General features: G+C 46.7%; 25 protein-coding genes. 6 read left to right on the top strand and 19 right to left on the bottom strand.

The features are described from left to right. The first annotated feature begins 1 nt into the window (after position 1). From ACQ4M5_RS13315 to ACQ4M5_RS13295, 5 genes are all read left to right on the top strand, one after another. Positions 2-292 carry a hypothetical protein gene (locus ACQ4M5_RS13315; RefSeq protein WP_430676110.1) on the top strand — a complete coding sequence of 97 codons (291 nt, stop codon included), beginning with the start codon at positions 2-4 and terminating at the stop codon, positions 290-292. A 137-nt stretch (positions 293-429) separates the two neighbouring features. Beyond that, the gene (dinB, locus tag ACQ4M5_RS13310) at positions 430-1,527 is read left to right on the top strand and encodes a DNA polymerase IV (protein ID WP_430676109.1); all 1,098 of its coding nucleotides are present in this window, start codon (positions 430-432) and stop codon (positions 1,525-1,527) included. Positions 1,528-1,617: 90 nt separating this feature from the next. Further along, entirely contained in the window at positions 1,618-2,685 is a 1,068-nt protein-coding gene (locus tag ACQ4M5_RS13305) for a PDDEXK nuclease domain-containing protein (protein WP_430676108.1), read from the top strand. A gap of 56 nt (positions 2,686-2,741) precedes the next feature. Further along, positions 2,742-3,314 carry an AAA family ATPase gene (locus ACQ4M5_RS13300; RefSeq protein WP_430676107.1) on the top strand — a complete coding sequence of 191 codons (573 nt, stop codon included), beginning with the start codon at positions 2,742-2,744 and terminating at the stop codon, positions 3,312-3,314. After that, entirely contained in the window at positions 3,307-3,489 is a 183-nt protein-coding gene (locus ACQ4M5_RS13295) for a hypothetical protein (RefSeq protein ID WP_430676106.1), read from the top strand. Before ACQ4M5_RS13300 ends, ACQ4M5_RS13295 begins: the two co-directional genes overlap by 8 nt. Positions 3,490-3,548: 59 nt before the next feature. Here ACQ4M5_RS13295 and ACQ4M5_RS13290 read toward each other — a convergent pair whose 3' ends face one another. Continuing rightward, positions 3,549-4,373, bottom strand: a complete 825-nt coding sequence (locus ACQ4M5_RS13290) for a protein phosphatase 2C domain-containing protein (protein ID WP_430676105.1) — start codon at positions 4,371-4,373, stop codon at positions 3,549-3,551. A 392-nt stretch (positions 4,374-4,765) separates the two neighbouring features. Here ACQ4M5_RS13290 and ACQ4M5_RS13285 point away from each other — a divergent pair, with 392 nt between their 5' ends. Further along, positions 4,766-4,954: a helix-turn-helix domain-containing protein gene (locus ACQ4M5_RS13285; RefSeq protein WP_430676104.1), complete on the top strand. Its 189-nt coding sequence runs from the start codon at positions 4,766-4,768 to the stop codon at positions 4,952-4,954. A gap of 9 nt (positions 4,955-4,963) precedes the next feature. On the opposite strand, the gene ACQ4M5_RS13280 is transcribed toward ACQ4M5_RS13285, so the two are convergent. The 18 genes from ACQ4M5_RS13280 to ACQ4M5_RS13195 form a co-directional block, all read right to left on the bottom strand. Next, positions 4,964-5,767: a WGR domain-containing protein gene (locus ACQ4M5_RS13280; protein ID WP_430676103.1), complete on the bottom strand. Its 804-nt coding sequence runs from the start codon at positions 5,765-5,767 to the stop codon at positions 4,964-4,966. An 11-nt stretch (positions 5,768-5,778) separates the two neighbouring features. Then, positions 5,779-5,970, bottom strand: coding sequence for a Ycf34 family protein (locus ACQ4M5_RS13275; protein WP_430676102.1), 192 nt, complete (start codon positions 5,968-5,970; stop codon positions 5,779-5,781). 21 nt (positions 5,971-5,991) lie between these two features. Continuing rightward, the gene (locus ACQ4M5_RS13270) at positions 5,992-7,683 is read right to left on the bottom strand and encodes an AAA family ATPase (protein ID WP_430676101.1); all 1,692 of its coding nucleotides are present in this window, start codon (positions 7,681-7,683) and stop codon (positions 5,992-5,994) included. Between the two features lie 3 nt (positions 7,684-7,686). Next, positions 7,687-7,878 (bottom strand): DUF2997 domain-containing protein, encoded by a 192-nt coding sequence (locus ACQ4M5_RS13265; protein WP_430676100.1) that lies wholly within the window; start codon positions 7,876-7,878, stop codon positions 7,687-7,689. 15 nt (positions 7,879-7,893) lie between these two features. Further along, entirely contained in the window at positions 7,894-8,415 is a 522-nt protein-coding gene (locus tag ACQ4M5_RS13260; RefSeq protein WP_430676099.1) for a hypothetical protein, read from the bottom strand. Between the two features lie 19 nt (positions 8,416-8,434). Continuing rightward, on the bottom strand, positions 8,435-9,640 hold the full coding sequence (locus ACQ4M5_RS13255) for a hypothetical protein (protein ID WP_430676098.1): 1,206 nt from the start codon (positions 9,638-9,640) through the stop codon (positions 8,435-8,437). Between the two features lie 182 nt (positions 9,641-9,822). Further along, positions 9,823-10,188 carry a hypothetical protein gene (locus tag ACQ4M5_RS13250; protein ID WP_430676097.1) on the bottom strand — a complete coding sequence of 122 codons (366 nt, stop codon included), beginning with the start codon at positions 10,186-10,188 and terminating at the stop codon, positions 9,823-9,825. Further along, the gene (lexA, locus tag ACQ4M5_RS13245; RefSeq protein ID WP_430676096.1) at positions 10,185-10,850 is read right to left on the bottom strand and encodes a transcriptional repressor LexA; all 666 of its coding nucleotides are present in this window, start codon (positions 10,848-10,850) and stop codon (positions 10,185-10,187) included. The genes ACQ4M5_RS13250 and lexA overlap by 4 nt, the downstream gene beginning before the upstream one ends. 155 nt (positions 10,851-11,005) lie before the next feature. Next, positions 11,006-11,575 (bottom strand): plasmid pRiA4b ORF-3 family protein, encoded by a 570-nt coding sequence (locus ACQ4M5_RS13240; protein ID WP_430676095.1) that lies wholly within the window; start codon positions 11,573-11,575, stop codon positions 11,006-11,008. A gap of 63 nt (positions 11,576-11,638) precedes the next feature. Then, a complete protein-coding gene (locus tag ACQ4M5_RS13235) occupies positions 11,639-12,142 on the bottom strand; it encodes a hypothetical protein (protein WP_430676094.1) in 504 nt (167 codons plus the stop codon). 105 nt (positions 12,143-12,247) lie between these two features. Beyond that, positions 12,248-12,817 carry a hypothetical protein gene (locus tag ACQ4M5_RS13230; protein WP_430676093.1) on the bottom strand — a complete coding sequence of 190 codons (570 nt, stop codon included), beginning with the start codon at positions 12,815-12,817 and terminating at the stop codon, positions 12,248-12,250. Positions 12,818-12,927: 110 nt separating this feature from the next. After that, complete coding sequence (gene holA, locus ACQ4M5_RS13225; protein ID WP_430676092.1) at positions 12,928-13,878, bottom strand: DNA polymerase III subunit delta; 951 nt, start codon at positions 13,876-13,878, stop codon at positions 12,928-12,930. An 8-nt stretch (positions 13,879-13,886) separates the two neighbouring features. Next, complete coding sequence (locus ACQ4M5_RS13220) at positions 13,887-14,714, bottom strand: ThiF family adenylyltransferase (RefSeq protein WP_430676091.1); 828 nt, start codon at positions 14,712-14,714, stop codon at positions 13,887-13,889. Between the two features lie 10 nt (positions 14,715-14,724). Continuing rightward, on the bottom strand, positions 14,725-15,309 hold the full coding sequence (locus tag ACQ4M5_RS13215) for a hypothetical protein (protein WP_430676090.1): 585 nt from the start codon (positions 15,307-15,309) through the stop codon (positions 14,725-14,727). Positions 15,310-15,315: 6 nt separating this feature from the next. Further along, positions 15,316-16,047 (bottom strand): hypothetical protein, encoded by a 732-nt coding sequence (locus ACQ4M5_RS13210; RefSeq protein WP_430676089.1) that lies wholly within the window; start codon positions 16,045-16,047, stop codon positions 15,316-15,318. 25 nt (positions 16,048-16,072) lie between these two features. Further along, positions 16,073-16,927, bottom strand: coding sequence for a hypothetical protein (locus tag ACQ4M5_RS13205; RefSeq protein WP_430676088.1), 855 nt, complete (start codon positions 16,925-16,927; stop codon positions 16,073-16,075). A 3-nt stretch (positions 16,928-16,930) separates the two neighbouring features. Further along, on the bottom strand, positions 16,931-17,395 hold the full coding sequence (locus ACQ4M5_RS13200; RefSeq protein ID WP_430676087.1) for a hypothetical protein: 465 nt from the start codon (positions 17,393-17,395) through the stop codon (positions 16,931-16,933). A gap of 19 nt (positions 17,396-17,414) precedes the next feature. After that, positions 17,415-17,882: a hypothetical protein gene (locus ACQ4M5_RS13195; protein WP_430676086.1), complete on the bottom strand. Its 468-nt coding sequence runs from the start codon at positions 17,880-17,882 to the stop codon at positions 17,415-17,417. Position 17,883 lies beyond the last annotated feature (1 nt).

Here is a 17,883-nt window from a genome sequence, read left to right as displayed (position 1 = left end):
CATGGTTCTGACTCGCGGCACACTTGATCCGATTACGCTCAAAATTACAGAATTGCCCGTTCCGGTTGAAGTAGAGAACGGTTGGCAGGAATTCGCGATCGATGTGGGCGCATCGTTGCCTTTGGCTCACGCGAAGCGTGTCCGTGACTGTCACGGTGCGTCCCCGGATTTGGAAGAATTTCGTCGAAGCGACCGCACAGTATCACAACTGGACAGCAGTCATAACGGGACGGATGGGCGAATTGACGGATGTAGGATTTGTCCTGGAACAACCTGGAATTCAGGTGTTTGAAAATCAAATGTCTCAGAACACTTAACTGTCTCGCCCCTTGAGACGCGACAGCTTTGCTCCACGGAGTGTACGCGAAAAAGCTGAATTAAATTCAACCGGAGATGATAAGTTAATAGTTATTTCGTACTATTCTAGTCATGGGTGAACTGCGGAAAATTATTCATGTAGACATGGATGCGTTTTTTGCGGCGGTTGAGCAACGGGATAACCCAGCTTACCGAGGCAAGCCGATCGTTGTGGGCGGCTCTCCCGATAAACGCGGTGCTGTCGCGGCTGCCAGCTACGAAGCCAGAAAGTTTGGCATTCATTCCGCAATGCCCGCTCGAACTGCACTCCACCGCTGCCCCCACGTCGTTTTTGTGTCACCGCGATTCGACGTGTATCGGCAGGTTTCTCAGCAGATTCGAGCCATCTTTCATCGCTACACAGACCTCGTTGAGCCGTTGGCGCTAGATGAAGCCTATCTAGACGTGACCGAGAATAAGCTAGGCATTCCCTCTGCGACTTGGATCGCCAATGAGATTCGGCAGCAGATTTACCAGGAGATTGGGTTAACGGCTTCCGCAGGGATTTCAATCAACAAGTTTTTGGCGAAAATGGCATCGGGAATGAACAAGCCAAATGGGTCGTACTTAATTGCGCCGAATGACGCGATCGCCTTTGTTGAACAGCTCCCAATTGAAAAATTTCACGGCATCGGGCAGGTCACGGCTGCCAAAATGCACCAACTTGGGATCAAAACAGGCGCAGAACTGAAGCAATGGTCGGAAACGGACTTGGTGCAACAGTTCGGCAAGATAGGACGTTTTTATTTTCGGATTGCGAGAGCCGAGGATGATCGACCTGTGCAGCCCAATCGTGTGCTTAAATCGGTCGGTGCAGAAACCACCTTTGAGAAAGATTTGGACGAAATTGAGGCTATGAGGCAGGCGCTTGAATTGATCGCTCAGACTGTGGGAAATCGATTGAGGAGCAAACGGACCAGTGGACGGACCGTAACGCTCAAGGTGAAGTTTGCGAGCTATGAGCAGATCACACGCAGTCGCACCGAACTAATGCCGATCACAGCAACAGAGAGGATTTTGGAATTGGCGCAGGCGCTACTCCCGATCGCAGAACTGCACGATCGCAAGGTAAGACTGTTAGGAATTTCGATTTCAAATTTAGGCGAATCCAAAGACAACGGTGTATTTCAGCAGCTTGCCTTGCCATTTGCGGTGGAGGCAAAATTGTAGACGGTTAGAGCGTGGGTTCTGATATGCTTCGGAAACTCCGCGAGTTAAGCCGTTTCGCTTGATTTAATCCAGCAGCACAAAACAGTCGATATGTCCAAGCAAACTTCGCTTTTCCCTGATAATTACGATGAATTTTTCCGCAATCTGAAGGAGCGAATTCGGGCGACTCAGGTGAAAGCGGCGCTGGCAGTTAACCAAGAATTAGTATTGCTTTACTGGCAGATCGGACGAGAGATCCTGCAACGGCAGCAGCAAGAAGGGTGGGGAACAAAAGTGATCGAACGATTGGCGCAGGATCTGCGTCTAGAGTTTCCTAACATGAGCGGGTTTTCACGAACTAATCTGACCTATATGAGGGCATTTGCTGAGGCTTACCCGGATGAGCAGATTGTCCACCAGCTTGGTGGACAAATTCCGTGGAAGCATAACTGCGTCATTCTGGACAAGGTGAAAGACCCAGAACAGCGGAGCTGGTACATTCAAAAAACGATCGAGAATAGTTGGAGCCGCAATGTTCTGATTCACCAAATTAGTACCGATCTCTACAGCCGCCAAGGAAGCGCGATTACCAACTTTCAGGAAGTATTGCCTGCTCCACAATCTGATCTCGCTCAAAGTCTGCTGAAGTCAGAATATAACCTCGATTTTCTTGAACTGCATGAAAAAGCCTTGGAACGGGACTTAGAGCGTGCCCTACTCGAACGGATGCAAAAATTCCTGCTTGAGCTTGGTGTTGGGTTTGCCTTTGTCGGTAGCCAATATCGTCTTGAGGTAGATGGGGATGAGTTTTTTGTAGACATGCTCTTTTACCATTTGGGGTTGAGTTGTTTTGTCGTGATTGAATTGAAAACAACCGATTTCAAGCCAGAATATTCAGGACAAATTAACTTCTATGTCAACGTCATTGATGACAAGTTGCGCCGACCTCACGACAATCCAACGATCGGGATCATTCTCTGTCGATCGAAGAAGAAGTCGATCGTTGAGTATTCACTGAAAGGAATGTCTCAGCCGATCAGCGTTTCGACTTATCGCACCACCGCGACACTGCCTGAAGAATTCAAAGAGAAGTTGCCTTCGATCGAGGACTTGCAGTACCAACTTGAAACCGTTGCTGCGGAGGTTGAAGAGTTAGATCAAGACATGGATCTGAAGTAGACTTAGCAGCCTGCTTCAAGAGTAAGCTGAGAGTTAATCGTTGGGAGTGCTAATCTATGCCCGTGGTGTATGTCATCGGTGGAGCAAATGGTTCTGGGAAAACGACCTCAGCACTTAGCATCTTGCCGACTTTAGGAGTGATTGAGTTTGTGAATGCAGACGCAATTGCATCAGGCTTATCACCACTGAATCCTGACTCGATGGCAATTCAAGCAGGGCGCTTAATGCTAGAGCGATTAAATGAGCTAGCTGAAGCGGGTTCTGATTTTGCTTTTGAAACAACGCTAGCGGCTCGAACGTTTGCCCCATTTTTGAGGTCATGCAAAGCCAGAGACTATACGATCGCGCTGCTATATTTCTGGCTTCCGAGTGTGGAATTAGCAGTGGCGCGAGTTGCCAGACGAGTTGCGAGTGGAGGGCATTCAATTCCAGAAGAGGTGATTCGGAGGCGATATGAGCGAGGGCGGCGAAATTTAATCGAGTTGTATTTGCCTCTATGTGATGGCTGCCTCATTCTAGATAACTCTGCCCAAGAGTCTCGACTGATTGCAAGGAAACCGCTCAATGAGCCTCTCATCATCTACGATCAGAATACATGGAGTCAAATCAACGGAGTGACAGATGACTGAAAACGATTTCAATACGAACCAGGAGAAAATTCTGGAAGGGGTGAGGGCTGCGATCGCGCAAGCAATTGAGCGGCATCGTCGGTTAGGAGAATCGATCGCGGTTTGGAAAGACGGAAAGGTGGTCATTCTGGAAGCAAATCAAATTTTGCCATTGCAGCCGAAGTCGGATCGCTAAAGTTGAAAAATATAGATCAGCGATCGACCAAGAAGTAACAGTTCCCCTTACTCAAGGGATCACAACCTGATTTTCAGATAGGCTCTATCGTCAAAAAACGGATTACTGCAACCAACTCCCTTTGTAGATTTATTCAAAGTCATGCAAAGCGGATCTCTTGCGATTGCTTCTTGTAATCTCTCTTCAGATTCTTGAAGCGACGAAGCTAGATCAGGATAGCCATCCGAAGCTAGAACTAGATGCGTCACATCCTTACTAACTTGGATTTGTTTAACGCCTTTTAGCGCAACAGGAAACCCATCTAAAACACTGTAACCGTATGGAATATCAGCATTTTGAAACAATGCTTGCCTTTCTAGTAGAGGCAAGATAAAGCTTCTCCCAGTATCTTGCTCAGTCAAATCACCGATCGTTTTTCCTGATAGCAATTCAGAGAACAGATAGAAAGCTCGCACTTCTGAAAGCAGTCGATCGATACGCTTAGGATTTGTATGTTTTTCGTTAGCTACTAAACATTGACAATCGCCAATCATCCAGACTTGATAATGAAATCGGCTAAAGATTGCGATCGAAGCCGTTAAGCGATCTTTGGGAAATTGGGAAACTCGTTCAGTTAGTTGATGCTGCTTGTAGAACTCAGCAATTTCCTGAGTTGCAACCTCGATAAATTGCTCAAGTGTTGTTTCTACGGCTAAATTTTCAACGACAGAAATTAAGATTGAGGCTGCCCACCAACCCGCAGTTCTTCCTAAAGGAAAGCTCCAACTCGATTTGCTAGTTGCACCATCCACAACACACGCAAAATGATCATTACTGTAAATGGCATCCTCGCAATTCTCGCTCTGTCCTGTTTTGGATGTGATGTAACGCTCTACAATTTCCATCAATTCCCCCTTGATCGATCTCTAATTAGTCTCATTTGGGACTTTAATAAGACTTCATCTCAACGGAAGATTTCAGCGTGTTAGTCTAATGTGTGGTTATCGCGGGTCAGTATATCGTGCCTAAATACAGGTCAAACAACCCGTTCTGATCCATCGCTACATTGTGACAGTAGATCTGATCAGCCCAAGGTGGATCATGCCGGAAGCGCCTGTAGATTTGTGAAGAAGTGCCAAATCCCATCTTCAAGAATTTTCTCTAAGAGAGTATTTGGCAGAAAATGAGAAAACGATGGATAATCATGAGATGGTCTCAGAACCCAGCATGAGCAATCTTGGTGGAGTTTTACAGATTTGAGTGGGTCATGATAACAACCGGACACTGGATCAGACAGATGAGAGAAGACGCTGGATTGTCACAGGAACAGTTGGCAGTCATGATTGGGATTTCATCGTCTACGGTTCGTAAATGGGAGAAAGATCAGGTCACTCCATCGCTGTCGATCCATCAGTGGCAGGCATTTGCAGAAGCGGTTAAAGTTCCTTTTAGTGACCTACCAACCACAATTCCTAGAATTGCTTAGGGTTTTGACTCATTCCCAAGAGACGCAATCTGAGCGTGTGTCATCGAGTTCTGTTTGCACTTGAGAAATCTCTTCGCCCCAGGTGATCCAGAACGATCGTTCAGCTTGAACCATGTACTGATCGCTTTGAATGACTTGTTGAATTTGAGTGCGGATTTGAGCAATGCGATCGATTCCCCGTTTCAAAGTTTGGAGAGCCATTCGCTGATGTTGGATTTGTGCGTAATTTCCCAATAACGCCTCTGGGTTCAACGACATACCGATGGGCAATGGAATCAACCGCAGGTAAGCTTCGATCGCTGGAATTAACAAACTTCGATCTCGTGACCCTTGAGCGTTTATAACTTGGTTCAGCGCGGTTTGGGCGCAGTCGAGTGTTTGAAGTGTGATGATGCCCAGTTCGGTGCGGTACTGTCCCTTTTTGGGATCGAAACGAATGCTGGTATGTTTATGAACGATCGCAGCATCGGCTTCAATTTGACGAATTTGCGCTTCAATTTCCGATGCTTGATCGCCTAATACGGCAAAATTCAGCGTTTGATTTGTGGCGCAATCGAGTTCTACCTCCGTATATCCCTTCGCCCGTTTTTCTCGTAATAGCTGCTGTAGCTTAGTTTGTGCCTTTGCCACACTCCCGCACGAGTAAGCGTGGGTTTGCCCTCGATAATTGACTCGTCCGTATTTGGCGTACAGTGTTCCATCCGGGAGGACGTAGCCCTGCCAAAATTTGTTGTGATTGCCGCGACCGTCCACGCAGATCAGGTGAACGGAAGCGATCGCACTAGAGAGATCTGGAGATTGATCGGAAGCCATGACGAATTTCCTCAAACGTTTGAAATTTTTTCTTGAAAGCTGCCGCAGTTCACGACGTCGAATCCCATCTGTTGCGTTTGCCGATAGACTTTAATTTGAGGTCGGCGTGGCTGAAAATCAGGGGTCTGAGTTCGGTGTAACTCTCGGTGATTTGCTTCGACTTGGTGATAGGTGGTGCAGCGATCGACAAATTGACAATTCACACAAATACACACGGTAACCTCCTAGTTTTCTTCCCACACGATCGCTCGATCGCTTTCAACTTGTTCATCGATTTCTGGCGCGACGCATAACGCTTGTCCATTTTTCGCCCAACGATCAAGTGCCCCAATTTCTTCCGCGTCACCTTGCGATCGCGGCGGCTTGCGCTCGATTTGTATGTGTAAATCTTCGAGAGTGACTTGTCCCGGTCGGCGTTGGGCGTAAGCTTGAGCGGCGCAGGCAAACACGATGTCATGAATTTCGCTACCTGTGTATCGTTCGGTATGTCGGGCTAACGGTTCGATCAATGCTTGGACAGCCGGATCGTCGAGATTGGCTCCTGGATTAAGGAGTTTGTAGCGTTCCATCTGTGCTTGAAAAATTTCCCGTCGGGCTGCTAGGTTCGGAAGCGGCACATGATAAACCTCAGAAAATCGTCGCAGCAGTTCAGGTTTGAAACACCAAGGACGATTCGCCGTTGCCGCAACGAAAACGGCAGAGGTGTGTTCTTGAAACCATTGCAGGAAATAACCAAACATCCGCTTCGTTGTGCCACCGTCCGACTCGCTGCCGCTACCGCCATCAAACATCTTGTCCATCTCGTCAATGAACAGAATCGATGGAGCCATTGCCTCGGCTGCTGCGATCGTCTGTCGTAGGTTTTCCTCAGATGCACCTAGTTCCTTCTGAACTAACTTGCTGGTATCAAGACTCAGAATCGGCAGTCCCCATTCTTTCGCAAGGCACTTAATCCCCAATGTTTTTCCGGTTCCGCCATACCCAACGAGTAGAACACCTCTCGGAAATGGCAAGTTCCAAGCTTCCTGTGCCTCTGGTTCTAGCAATGCAGCTTGTGTGGTTGCCCAACTTTGCAGCATTGGCATTCCTTTGACTGGGACATCCGGAGCCTTAGCGTACTGAATGCCTCGTGCTGCGAACTGCTGCTTTTTGATTTCGAGAATGTCGTCGATTGATTGCACATCTAATCGTCTGCGCTTGATCGCAACCAGTTGAATTGCGTCATCCATACCTTCGGGTGTCATCCCCAGTAGAGCGCGGATCAGTCGCTTGCGATCGTCAACGGATAACGCGACCTCAAAGGTGTAATCCTGTGCCTTGGCACTTCTCTGGAGAGCTTTCAACCGATGCTCAAAGATTGCTTCCGCTTCGGTTGCAGTCGGCAGAGGGTTTTGCATATCGACAACTAAATCCTGGAAGATTGGCGGTGTGCGTAGACCGTCATGCAGAATAATCAACGAGTTCTGCGATCGCTTCAGCAAATTGAACACGCGCACCGCTAGTCTCACAAACGCTGGATTAGAATCTTTAGCAGCAACATAGCGATAGATGTCTCGCAAAATGAATAAAGTTGGACGAGCTTGTTGAGCAGTTTCATCCTTCCCCTGAGTTTGGCAAGCAGATTCGATGTAGCGCAACACGGATTCTACCATGTGCAGATTCGTCGCGATTTTCACGCTGGATGTAGCTGAAACTCCGGTTAGCTGCTTGCCCTTGTACTGCGGGATCAGCATTTCTAAGCCAGTTACACCCAGTGAAGCATCCCAATGGAGAACTTGTAAGCTCTTTGGGGCTGCGTATTCCGTAACCAGCGATCGCAGAATCAAATCTGGTTCCGATGCAGTTCGGGTATCGATCGCGATCGTAGACATTTTGGCGTTGAAATAGAGCTTCAGTTGCGCGACATCGAATGCCATAAATTACAGACCTCCGAGAGAGATATCAGTTTGAATTTGAACAGGCTGTTCGTGATATTCGGGCTTCAGTTCAACTTCGGTCGCACCCAGTTGTGTGAGTGCTTTTGTCAGTTGAGTACAGCTTTCGCCTTGATGCCCAACGACTTCCACTTTCATTACCTGCCCCCGTTTGCGAACAATTTTGATCTGAGACATTGTTACCTCCATTGCTTACCAAGCTGCACTGACAGTTTCATTTGAGATTGAGACAATCTGTGTGAGGGTTGTCTCGATCGAGCCATCATCGAGAACTACATCTTCACGGTTCCAGAGATGTACCGGATAGTCGCGTTGAATCACTGCTTCATCGTGATAGAACTGCACTTCCTGATTGAAATGTTCAACGGGCTGAAGCGTTCGGCTCTGCTGCTGAGTTCGAGGAAAAGCCAAACCGAGTGCATTCTGGTTAAAATCCCACGCATCTGCAATCAATACAAAGCAGTTTCGACCTGCATCCCATCGAAAGCCAACATCTAGCTGAGATTTACGATGAGCAGTATGAAGGTGTTGACGACGAATGATAATTTCGGCTTCGGCTTGGTTGCGTCGATCGTAGTCACTGATGAGCTTGACAGGCTGATCGTGAACTTCGACCTCTGCAATGATGTCCTTCTCGGCTAGTAACTTTTTCAGCCCTTCGATTAGGGCTTCTCGATCGCTGAGATGTGTTGTAATCGTTGCAAAGTGACTCATAGTTCCTCCAGTACAGTTGTTACTCGAAAATTACCCAATCGGATCGATCAATGTCATCAGCTTCAAGCCGCTCCAGGTCAGGAATCTGAAGCTGTTTTTCCAGATCAGCTAGTAGAGATGAGGCTTGCGATCGCAGAACTTCATGCTCAGATTGCTGGCTAGATGCAGTCGAATTTACCTGATTCAAATGGGTGAGTACCTCCGCGAGTGATTGATCATGCTGAGATAGCACCACAGCACTTTCCGCCAAACTCTGAAACTGTTGTTTCAAACCTTTAGGCAGTTTTCCTGGACAGTAATCTTTGTTCAACAGCTTTCGCAGGTTGTGAACTAATAGTTTGAGAATTTGTTCACGCAGGTCTACGATCTTTTGGTCAATCGCAGTTCTAATCTGCTGTTGTTGGTATTGATAAGCTTGTTGCAATGCATTCAACTCAGCATTAGCTTGTGCTTGTGTCACTCTGATTTCAGCTTCAGTTTTTTCTTGTTCAGCTTGTGCTTGTGTCAGCATCAACTGTGTCTGGGATCGTTCAAGCTCTAATCGTCGAAGTTCTGCATCTCGCTGAAGTGCTTCTTGAAAGCTTTCGAGGCGGAATGGTCCTTTGAGTTGAATGCCAAATCGCTGCTGAATTTTCTCAATTTTGGGATAACGTCGTTCGTATACTTCAAGTCGGCGCTGAGTGAGTTCATCCGAGAACTGTCCGGCTGCGATCATAGGTTGAATCTCGTCACGCAACCATCGCTCTTTTGAAGCTCGATACGCTGATAGAACCTGATTGAGCTTTTCGATACTCAAGGCTTGAAGCACCTCATAGCAATCGATAAAATGCCCAAAACGAGAACCCGGAATTGCCCGATATGGCAGAAGATCGATCGTGCATTCGGTATAGATTTTGCGGCGTTCTTCGGTCAGTTCATCGATCGCTTGCTTTAGTTCTTGAAAGACTTTGATCTGCGGCGGCTGAACTTTCCGTCCTAAAGCTCTCCAGGCTGCCAAGACTTCTTGGGGAGGCGCGAAATCTTCGACATCGATCGCTGCCACCCGCGAGTCACCGCCACAGATTTTGATTTCCGCGTAATACATGCGCTCCTCGGAAAACAAACGTAAATCTCGCTCGATCGTACGAATCGTGAATCCAGTTGGTGCTTTGGGCGTTCTTGAAGTCGAAACGGTCTGTGACTCTGCAATAGTTTGAATGCGCGAAGGTTGGTCGAGAATTAGCATGACTAAATCCTGAAACACATCGCACTACTGCTATGCAGAATTAATTTTTTGCTTTAATTTTATTCTCTATAAGCTTTGTGCTGTCTAGCATGGATCAACTAGATAAAGTATACCGCTATTTAGTACAGATGTTCGATTAATTGTGATAAGTTTTTATTCAAATTAATGATGCTACAACGACCCTAATCGAGCCACCAAGCATTTAGTTGAGCCACGACTTGAACAGTGGTTGATTGCTCTACACTCACAACTAATGTCGATGTGCCTGCTAGTAGTACAGTACTGCGTGACCAGTACCCTGGCTCGACTTCTACCATCACTGTATCTCCTGGTAAAAAGCCGCCTCGTGCCTGAAACTCATAGTTCCTCAGCATCCGATCGTGCCGTCGTGCGTCTTCTTCATCGGACACCTGCTGGTAAAAATCAGCCCATTCAGAGTAATACTCGCTTATCCAATCGTCATAGTTCAAGTAGTCCAACTCTTCGAGATCGTTCTCCATCTCCTCGTCAAGAAGATCGATATCAACATTACAAGTGCTGAAACTCATTGCTCACTTTGCTCCCATAATTTTCGCACAAGTCCAACATAGATCCCTTGAATCTCGACAGTATCAGCATCAACAGATGTGGAGGGATAAGCAGCATTGGCAGGTTGCAGAATGACTTTACTTCCCTGGCGGTAGAAATGCTTTAGGGTAGTTTGGGTGTCTACTCTGGCTGCAACAATCGCCCCATTTCTTATACTGGCTGGGTTGGAGGCAGGACGCATGATAATCAGATCATTATGATCAATTAGCGCACCCACCATACTATCTCCCCAAACTCTTAGTACGAACCAATCCTCGCTGCCTGCGGGTCTATCTCCTGTCAAAGCCAGCCATCCCACGGGTGCGTCTGAAGAGAGTTCTGCCAAGCTGTGAGCCGCGATCGCTCCCAAGATTGGAAGTTGGAAGCCAAGCGTAATCAGCCCGTACTGTTCCCCATTTTCCCGTAGCCATTCTTCGGTGAACCGAATTGTGCGAGCGGCGCGTTCATCTTGAATCAGAACTCCTTTCTGTACCAGAATCTTGACCAGGGACTGCACTGGAGCATTAGAGGTATAGCCTAACCCTGCCGCGATGTCTCGGATGACTGGGCTATACCCCAAACGGCGAAAATGCCCCGCCAGCCAATTCACTAAGCGTTGCTGTGCTGCTGTAAGTGAAGCCATGACGATTTTTCTTTATAGTACAAATACTCTACAATAAAGAAGAGTTTTGTCAAGCTCATATCCTTGCAAGGCAAAAGGAGCGATCGCAAAAGCTAATGTCGAAAACGATTCACCAGTGTCCGAGTGATTTTCAGCACAGTTTGTAGATACTCTTGCTACGAACCAATCTGCTCTAGCGCCTCATTGATCCCATCGATATCAAACTCTTCTGGGTCAAATTCTCCGCCTACCCATTCCAGCATCGACTCATGTTCTGGATGTGTCGGTGTTTGAATCACCGCCAAAAGTTCAGCATATCCCCAAGCCCCACCGCAATCCTCTGGCGGACAAGCTCGCTTCCCCTTAATGCATGTAGGATAATGAGTCTCTGGATCAGCAGGAAGTAATTTCTCAAGTAAAATTTCATGCTCCCAGCCATCACCCATATCGTAGATGTAGTGAAACTTAAATTTCTCTCTAGTGACAACTTGACTTAACTTTACTTTCGACGCATCTTCCGCATCCCAATCGAATTCAGGATTAGGACGACCATACCGCCTCCCCTGGATCTCAAATACATGAAGATGCCCATCAAACCAACCCATTGTCACCTGAAGAATGTCATGCAATTTCCACAACGTGGTTTCACTCCTCACCTGAATCCGCCGCCAAATCGGAGGTTTAATATCTCGAAGGGTCACTTTAAATTGATAAATCGTTGGATGAGCAGGTTTTCTAGGAGGCATAACCAGTTAACGCTCTCAGCGTATCGTTGAAACTTACTCTACAGATATTCAGAAACACAATTTCTAAGAAACATTAGCCACCCTTTCTCGATACTCAAGCACCTGATCGCGAACCGATTCAGCAGCAGCAGCAGCAATTTTTGTCCAGTCTTCTTGAGTCAGAGCGTTCTTGAGAATTGCATTGATTTCCGTTCTAATTTCTTCTGATTGAGAAGCTTCTGCACCGACTTTCTTTTCCTGCAAAACCGTCCAGAGTTTTTCCTGAATCTCCGCAGTCGGATTCATCAACCGTTCAATGACTAGGTTTCGCCCACAGGCAAAAGCAGCGTTTTTCCCAATCCCTAAATTCAATTCCTCTAGGAGAGCTTGGAATTCCGCTAGAACGATCGCTTGGAACTGACGAACTTGCTGGAAATCTTTAGGGTCTGTGAAAAATTCGCGTAAGTGAATGCCATCATAGCCAGCGCCGATGTCACAATTTACTTCTTCTTCGATTTCTAAGAGTTCACGAAAGCGAGTGCCGTGGGCAACAGCAAAGCTCCCGTCACTGATCTTAAACGTCATCATTTGCTCCCTCATCCGAGTCGGATGCCTCCCAGTCTACTTCATCTCTCCAATCGGGTGAAATAGGTTATGGAGTATACCATTCATGAGGTAGGAGAGCTTCAATCCCTACGCTTTGAGTTGATAACGAGATGGATTTTCCTGCACCTTCTCATAAATGCCTTGATAAGTTCCTCTGCCTAGAATCAGTCCAACACTTTTACGAGCGGTTGTTAGATCTGTTTCCTGAACGGACAGATAAAGCGCTTGAATTACTTCATCTGTCGTGACGGGTTGACCTGCTTCTTTCACAATTTGTTGAACCGCCTGCGTTGGTGTCATCGAGTTGAAGCTTTTCTTCATCGACAAAGGTTGAGCAGCAGTTGTAGGCTTTGTTACTTTAGGTTCAGGTTCAGTAGGCTTTACTTTGGATGCCGCTTTCTTCACTTTGGGATCTGCTTTACTTGTCGATCGCGCAGCTTGTTTCGGTGCTACTTTGGCGGTTGTCTCTGTGTTAGTTGCGGGAGTAGCAGACGCATCATTGCCCAATAGATGATTAATTTGCTCTAATGTTCGATCAAGATCAGCAGTTGCCTCTGTAACAGCCGCTTGAATGATTTGGTCCCGCTCACTGATCAAGCGCGATCGTTCTTGCTCAAGGCTGGCTCTGGTATTGTCTGTCAAAATTGAAACTGCCATGATTAAACTATCCTTGCGATTCATATAGCGACTTGCTGAATGCTATTGTACTCGCGGGTTAGTGCTTTAGTGAAAAAGTTCTAAATTTGTCTCTAATAGTATTTGAGGAGTTATGCATTGTTGTAGATTTTGAGTATTAGCCAATGCAGCAAGTCTGATGAATTGCTAGAACTCGATTTGATTTCAAACTCAGTCTGCAAGATTAAATTGAGGTGATGACATAAGCGATCGCTGGTTGTATTCCTCAACAATTGGCGAAGGAAGTAAATTTGGTTTGGATTCCGAATCTCGGCGATCCGAGCGATCTCAGCATTGTCTTGGATTCCTGCTTCGATCAGCGATCGCACACATAGCCAAAGTCGAAAGCGGTTTGCTAATGTGCGAATGATTTTTAGCACAGGTTCATTCAAGCTCATGAGTTGTGTGACTAACCGTAAGGCTTTCTCTTGGTTGCCTTCAATCAGAGCTTGGCTGAGATCCAGGGCGGTTGCTGTCGTTGAAGTGATTAAGGTTCCAACGACAGCCGGAGTGAGTTGGGTGCTGTCTCCATCGCTGTAGAGAACGAGCTTTTCGAGCGCATGATGCAAAGCGTGAGGATCGTTCCCGATTGCTTGCTGGAGAACTTGAATCGTATCTGAGCGAAGCCTTAGACCGAATTGAGTTGCTGTGGTTTGAACCCATTGATGAAGCTCATCGACTTTCCAGGGTGGGAGGCGATCGAATTTGCGGATCTGGGTGCATCGTTTGAGTAACTGAGTTGGAGCGTCGGGATTGCTCAAGACGAGGTGTGTTGCTCTTAATGGTGCGGCTAGAACTGTTTTCAGCAAAGAATAAAGGGAATGATTCGAGGCAATGGTAGGGAAATTTTTTAGCCAAATGAAGCGATCGCCTGATTCAAAGGGTGCAGTCAAAGCAGCTTCCAACGCCCGACTTAACTCATCTTCTTTTGCACCGCGAACGATACAATAGTTAAGAGCGCTAACTTGAAGGGATTGTTTGAGCGCATCAACGGCTTGCTCGATCGCAAACTCGTCGTTGCCGTAAAAGTAGTAACTTGGCATTGGTTCACCTATGTTTCTGCAAACTGCATCACTGCTTGTTGTGAGGTGTAGCGCGTCTGAGTGCTTCCGGCTTCTAAATCAAAATAGGTTGCCCACTTCTTTAATTGCCCGAAGAGAAGTCGATTGAGGTAGTCAGCCGCGATCGCAGCACACATTCCATTCACCGTTTGCGATTGAGCATTCAGCAGAGCGATCTCCGCACAACTCACTGGGGCATTTGCTAACTGATCCGGTCTAGGGAGCAGGATTTCAGGATGGACGAGAGCCGGGGATGGCAGCGTAAGACAGTGGGAAGGCGTTTGAAACGCCCAACTCAGATGATTTTGTGTTGGAGCGCTGCCGAGTAGAACTTGTCCTGATTCTTGATGGTTGCCTAAATCCAGCCACCAGCGTTTCGGCAATTGAGAGGATGAGTTTTGGTTGAGGCAGTGAGCGATCGCACTTCGAGCCGGACCATCATCTACACAGCCAACTAAGAACGTGAGCCAGGAGTGATAGCCCGGAAGTAAATCCGGATCGAACAGAGTTGGATAAGCATGAATTTCAACACCCCAAAGCAACGAATAACGAGCCGCTAGAACTTGAGCTTTATTGAGTCCAATTTCTGCATCGCTGAACCGTTGTCTAGGAATATTTTTGACCTCAACCGTTTGCGGATCAATGAACCAAGCTTGTGCGCGTTTTCCTTGCTGAATCAGTAAGCGGCAAAATCGAGCGATCGTTTCTGACATGTATGATCCATTACCACCACAACCAACTAAGACAAATAAAACTTGATCGAATTCACCGAGCCAGATTGGTTTAGCTTCTAGATAATCGGTGTTGATAACTTGCATGATTCAGTCTCTACAGTGAAGGAACATCGAAAACTAGATGAGATGGCACTGACCAAAACACGCCATCAATTCCCACACGAGTAATGAGCCTGGGACTGGTATCTAGATTCGTTAGAATGGCAAAAATTCGGAAGCCTGTTGCGATCGCAGTATCCTCGGCTGAGAATGTAGTAGCGCCTGGAGGATGACTGTGAACCTCGATCGTAGCGGTTTGATAGCAATTGTCTGATGTTCCTGGGAGAACGGGTTGAACTGAGCTTTGAGTTTGCAATTGAGAAGGTAGAATTAGTTGCCAGTCTTCTTTCCATTGAAAGTAAAACAGCGTCTCAACAAAAGGTTGCGGAGTTTTTGCGATCGCTATCATTTTACTGACTAAGTTTGCATTAACTCGTGAACGACGCAATGTAAGACGTGGTGTAACGGCTGCTAATCCTGGAAACGAGAGCGACTGGAGTGGAATGATCGCGCTAAAGTCTGGTCGTTCCGCCCGAACAAAAATTCCATTCGCTCCGATTAAATAATCTCGAATGCAGCCCTGTTGCTGAGGGAGGCTATCTTGTCGAATGAAGTGATAGCCGATTAAAGGTTGCGTCATAGTTAGCTAAAAATTGTAAGAAGAATTCAGAATGCTGCGGCAAGCTTCTTCGCAAGTCCTCCAAGTACAGGGATGCAAGTCGCCTAATGGATAGCTGCGCTTTTTCGAGGTTGTAACCTTCCACAACTGCCATCGAATATCATGGTCAAATTGCTTTGATTTGCCATTTATTTGATGACTGTTGAATAGTCCTTCCCACCATGTTTGCCAAATTCTCTCGATCGTCTGTGAACTTGCTAGAGGCTTCTCGTTCTGCCCAAAACAGAGCAACCCGTTGCTTGACGCATTCGGTAAGGGTGGCTGGAAGAGTGCAATTGTAGGCTCAAATTTTTGCTTGATTGCCCAAAGATAAACTTGAGCACCGATCGCAAGCACAATGAATCCAGGCAGAGGTAGTGTTAGTGTGACACGCTCTTGATCAACTGGACGAAAAGACTTGTCTGTGATTAGAGTAAGAGTGTATCGCTGTGGTGGATAAACTTGAATGATCCACTGTTGATCGCCAACTTTGCCAAGCCGAACGGTGGTTGGTGGAAGCCAACCACTATCATCTTCTTGATGATCAAATGCCAGCTTAATCGCTGCTGGACTGATGACTTTGTATTGATGTTCGCCTCTTTGACCTCGATAATGATAGAGCAGTTGATCCTCAGCAAAGATGATTTCTGCTTGTGCCTTAATTAGCGGACGAGGAGGATCAGCTAGTAATTCGGGAATTAAATCTGCTGAAACAGTCATGATGATGAGTGTGAAATATTGAGCTTTAGTTGCGACGCACTGCCCAGTTTTGACCTAGCTGGGATGATTGAATGATTTTGATACTAGGTCTTGCTGGAGTGGTTTTTGCTGAACGATTCCATAGATCGATGAGTTGAATCAGTCGATGAGGATGATCGGTGAGCCAATCGACTAAGATTTGCGCCTTTTGCTGAAGTAGAATTGCTTTGTGGTAGTGATGAGTCAATTCCTCGATCGCTTCTACAGTCCAAGCCCAAAGATCAATGTATTCATAGTTGTGGTTATCGATAAATGGATTACCTGTTTCGCGATCGAACATTTGAATCGCAAGGTGGAAGTAATTTAACGGAGCAGGCATCGCTTCACAATTCAGCTTAAATTTATTCCAATCAATTCGGCTAGATGGAACCGGATTGAGAAGCGGAACAGTGAGAAAGGTTTGCTCTAGAATTCCCCACTCTTCTTGCCCAGACAGCCCTAATAAAAGCTGCTCCAAAACATCAAGCTCTTCCCACTCATACTCTTCGTACCAGAAGTCAGGCGCGATTGAGTAAATCGGAATGCCAGTACATAAGTTTTCATCCCCATCGATCGGGAGATAAAAAAGCCGCTCGTGAATCAAGTCGAAGAATTCCAGTTCTTCCTCGCTGTGCTGATCTGGCTCCCAATGGCGGCTTGCAGTACTCAGCCGAAATTCAAACGGGAAGAAATGCTGGTAGAGCGATCGCAGTTTTAGATGTAATTCGATGGTTTCTAGATAACTAAGAGCAACGCTTGGATCAACAAACATTGCCCTTAGCCAATCTAGTCCTCGCCCACAGAATTCAGGAATCGGCAGCACAGGTAGAACAGTTTGCACTGTGGTAGGTGGATAAGCCATTGCTCAAAAACAGGAAAAAGGTCTAGAAATCGGTAGCGGTGTTCTTCGGTTCAATTGAGCTAGAGCCTTTTGAATGCTTCGCTGCTCGATCTCCCCTTCGTGGATTGCTTGGCGAATTGGCTCTTGCATCATGATCAAAGACTCAGGTGTTAGAGCGTTTTGCCAGTCCTGGTAGCGCAGTTGGAGGTAAAGTGCGATCGCTGGATTTTGATGAGCAGGAGCCTCTTCTAAAATTTGCCGGATTGAAGCAGGTGAAGCTCCATTTTGTCCGGCTTGCTTGATCAAAGTAATCGTACCATCGTCGTTGCGTTGAACTTTAGCAGTTCGGGCGCTGGCAATCCCATAGGCGCTGAGTGTACTTTTGAGCGCGTCGTCGTTGTTCGCGATCGCAATCGGAACTTGGATTGGTGGTCGATCGCCATCGTAGGAAACCGCAATATATGTTGTATCTGTGGATTCAGTTGACATGGTTTTAATCAAGTAAAGTTCAGGATAGGTCAAATAGGCTGCGCTGTGTGCCTCTCACTTCTTTTGTTGCGGTTGGCTTTGAGCTTGTTTCGATGTGGGCAGGACGTTGATTGATTGGAGCAGATTTAGGTTTCGAGCTTGAGGATAGTTTGGGTTTGGCAGCTTCGGCTTTTGCTTGATCAACTTGACGTTGAATCAGAACTTGCTCGTACTCAGAAATCCAATTTGGCAGATGCGATCGCAGTTGATCCAACTGATTTTCCCGAAACATTGGAAGCAAGTGAGCAACTTCATCAGGACTGTGAATTCCGATCAGAATGGGTCGTCCATTGGGATCTTGATCATCAGGTAGAAGTGTAAGCGTGAGAAATAGCAGTGATGGCGAAGAGGGTGTATTTTCAGACTCGACTGAAGTAGTTGATTCACTCGAATCTGAATCATTAGCATCTTGCTCAGTTGGTAAGACAGAATCGGTTGAAGAAGTCATA

The organism is Leptolyngbya sp. AN10, from assembly GCF_050565645.1.
Classification (GTDB): Bacteria; Cyanobacteriota; Cyanobacteriia; order Leptolyngbyales; family Leptolyngbyaceae; genus Leptolyngbya.
The sequence above is the reverse complement of the archived record's forward strand: the minus strand, read 5'-3'. Positions and strand labels throughout refer to the sequence as shown.

Excerpts from the sequence above, each read along its gene's own strand:
- ACQ4M5_RS13305 (WP_430676108.1), top strand. The coding sequence starts at position 1,618 with ATGTCCAAGCAAACTTCGCTTTTCCCTGATAATTACGATGAATTTTTC.
- ACQ4M5_RS13220 (WP_430676091.1), bottom strand. The coding sequence starts at position 14,714 with ATGCAAGTTATCAACACCGATTATCTAGAAGCTAAACCAATCTGGCTC.
- ACQ4M5_RS13255 (WP_430676098.1), bottom strand. The coding sequence starts at position 9,640 with ATGCTAATTCTCGACCAACCTTCGCGCATTCAAACTATTGCAGAGTCA.
- ACQ4M5_RS13270 (WP_430676101.1), bottom strand. The coding sequence starts at position 7,683 with ATGGCATTCGATGTCGCGCAACTGAAGCTCTATTTCAACGCCAAAATG.
- ACQ4M5_RS13295 (WP_430676106.1), top strand. The coding sequence starts at position 3,307 with ATGACTGAAAACGATTTCAATACGAACCAGGAGAAAATTCTGGAAGGG.
- ACQ4M5_RS13265 (WP_430676100.1), bottom strand. The coding sequence starts at position 7,878 with ATGTCTCAGATCAAAATTGTTCGCAAACGGGGGCAGGTAATGAAAGTG.
- ACQ4M5_RS13300 (WP_430676107.1), top strand. The coding sequence starts at position 2,742 with ATGCCCGTGGTGTATGTCATCGGTGGAGCAAATGGTTCTGGGAAAACG.
- ACQ4M5_RS13215 (WP_430676090.1), bottom strand. The coding sequence starts at position 15,309 with ATGACGCAACCTTTAATCGGCTATCACTTCATTCGACAAGATAGCCTC.
- dinB (WP_430676109.1), top strand. The coding sequence starts at position 430 with ATGGGTGAACTGCGGAAAATTATTCATGTAGACATGGATGCGTTTTTT.
- holA (WP_430676092.1), bottom strand. The coding sequence starts at position 13,878 with ATGCCAAGTTACTACTTTTACGGCAACGACGAGTTTGCGATCGAGCAA.
- lexA (WP_430676096.1), bottom strand. The coding sequence starts at position 10,850 with ATGGCTTCACTTACAGCAGCACAGCAACGCTTAGTGAATTGGCTGGCG.
- ACQ4M5_RS13230 (WP_430676093.1), bottom strand. The coding sequence starts at position 12,817 with ATGGCAGTTTCAATTTTGACAGACAATACCAGAGCCAGCCTTGAGCAA.
- ACQ4M5_RS13250 (WP_430676097.1), bottom strand. The coding sequence starts at position 10,188 with ATGAGTTTCAGCACTTGTAATGTTGATATCGATCTTCTTGACGAGGAG.
- ACQ4M5_RS13285 (WP_430676104.1), top strand. The coding sequence starts at position 4,766 with ATGAGAGAAGACGCTGGATTGTCACAGGAACAGTTGGCAGTCATGATT.
- ACQ4M5_RS13260 (WP_430676099.1), bottom strand. The coding sequence starts at position 8,415 with ATGAGTCACTTTGCAACGATTACAACACATCTCAGCGATCGAGAAGCC.
- ACQ4M5_RS13315 (WP_430676110.1), top strand. The coding sequence starts at position 2 with ATGGTTCTGACTCGCGGCACACTTGATCCGATTACGCTCAAAATTACA.
- ACQ4M5_RS13200 (WP_430676087.1), bottom strand. The coding sequence starts at position 17,395 with ATGTCAACTGAATCCACAGATACAACATATATTGCGGTTTCCTACGAT.
- ACQ4M5_RS13210 (WP_430676089.1), bottom strand. The coding sequence starts at position 16,047 with ATGACTGTTTCAGCAGATTTAATTCCCGAATTACTAGCTGATCCTCCT.
- ACQ4M5_RS13280 (WP_430676103.1), bottom strand. The coding sequence starts at position 5,767 with ATGGCTTCCGATCAATCTCCAGATCTCTCTAGTGCGATCGCTTCCGTT.
- ACQ4M5_RS13290 (WP_430676105.1), bottom strand. The coding sequence starts at position 4,373 with ATGGAAATTGTAGAGCGTTACATCACATCCAAAACAGGACAGAGCGAG.
- ACQ4M5_RS13205 (WP_430676088.1), bottom strand. The coding sequence starts at position 16,927 with ATGGCTTATCCACCTACCACAGTGCAAACTGTTCTACCTGTGCTGCCG.
- ACQ4M5_RS13240 (WP_430676095.1), bottom strand. The coding sequence starts at position 11,575 with ATGCCTCCTAGAAAACCTGCTCATCCAACGATTTATCAATTTAAAGTG.
- ACQ4M5_RS13235 (WP_430676094.1), bottom strand. The coding sequence starts at position 12,142 with ATGATGACGTTTAAGATCAGTGACGGGAGCTTTGCTGTTGCCCACGGC.
- ACQ4M5_RS13195 (WP_430676086.1), bottom strand. The coding sequence starts at position 17,882 with ATGACTTCTTCAACCGATTCTGTCTTACCAACTGAGCAAGATGCTAAT.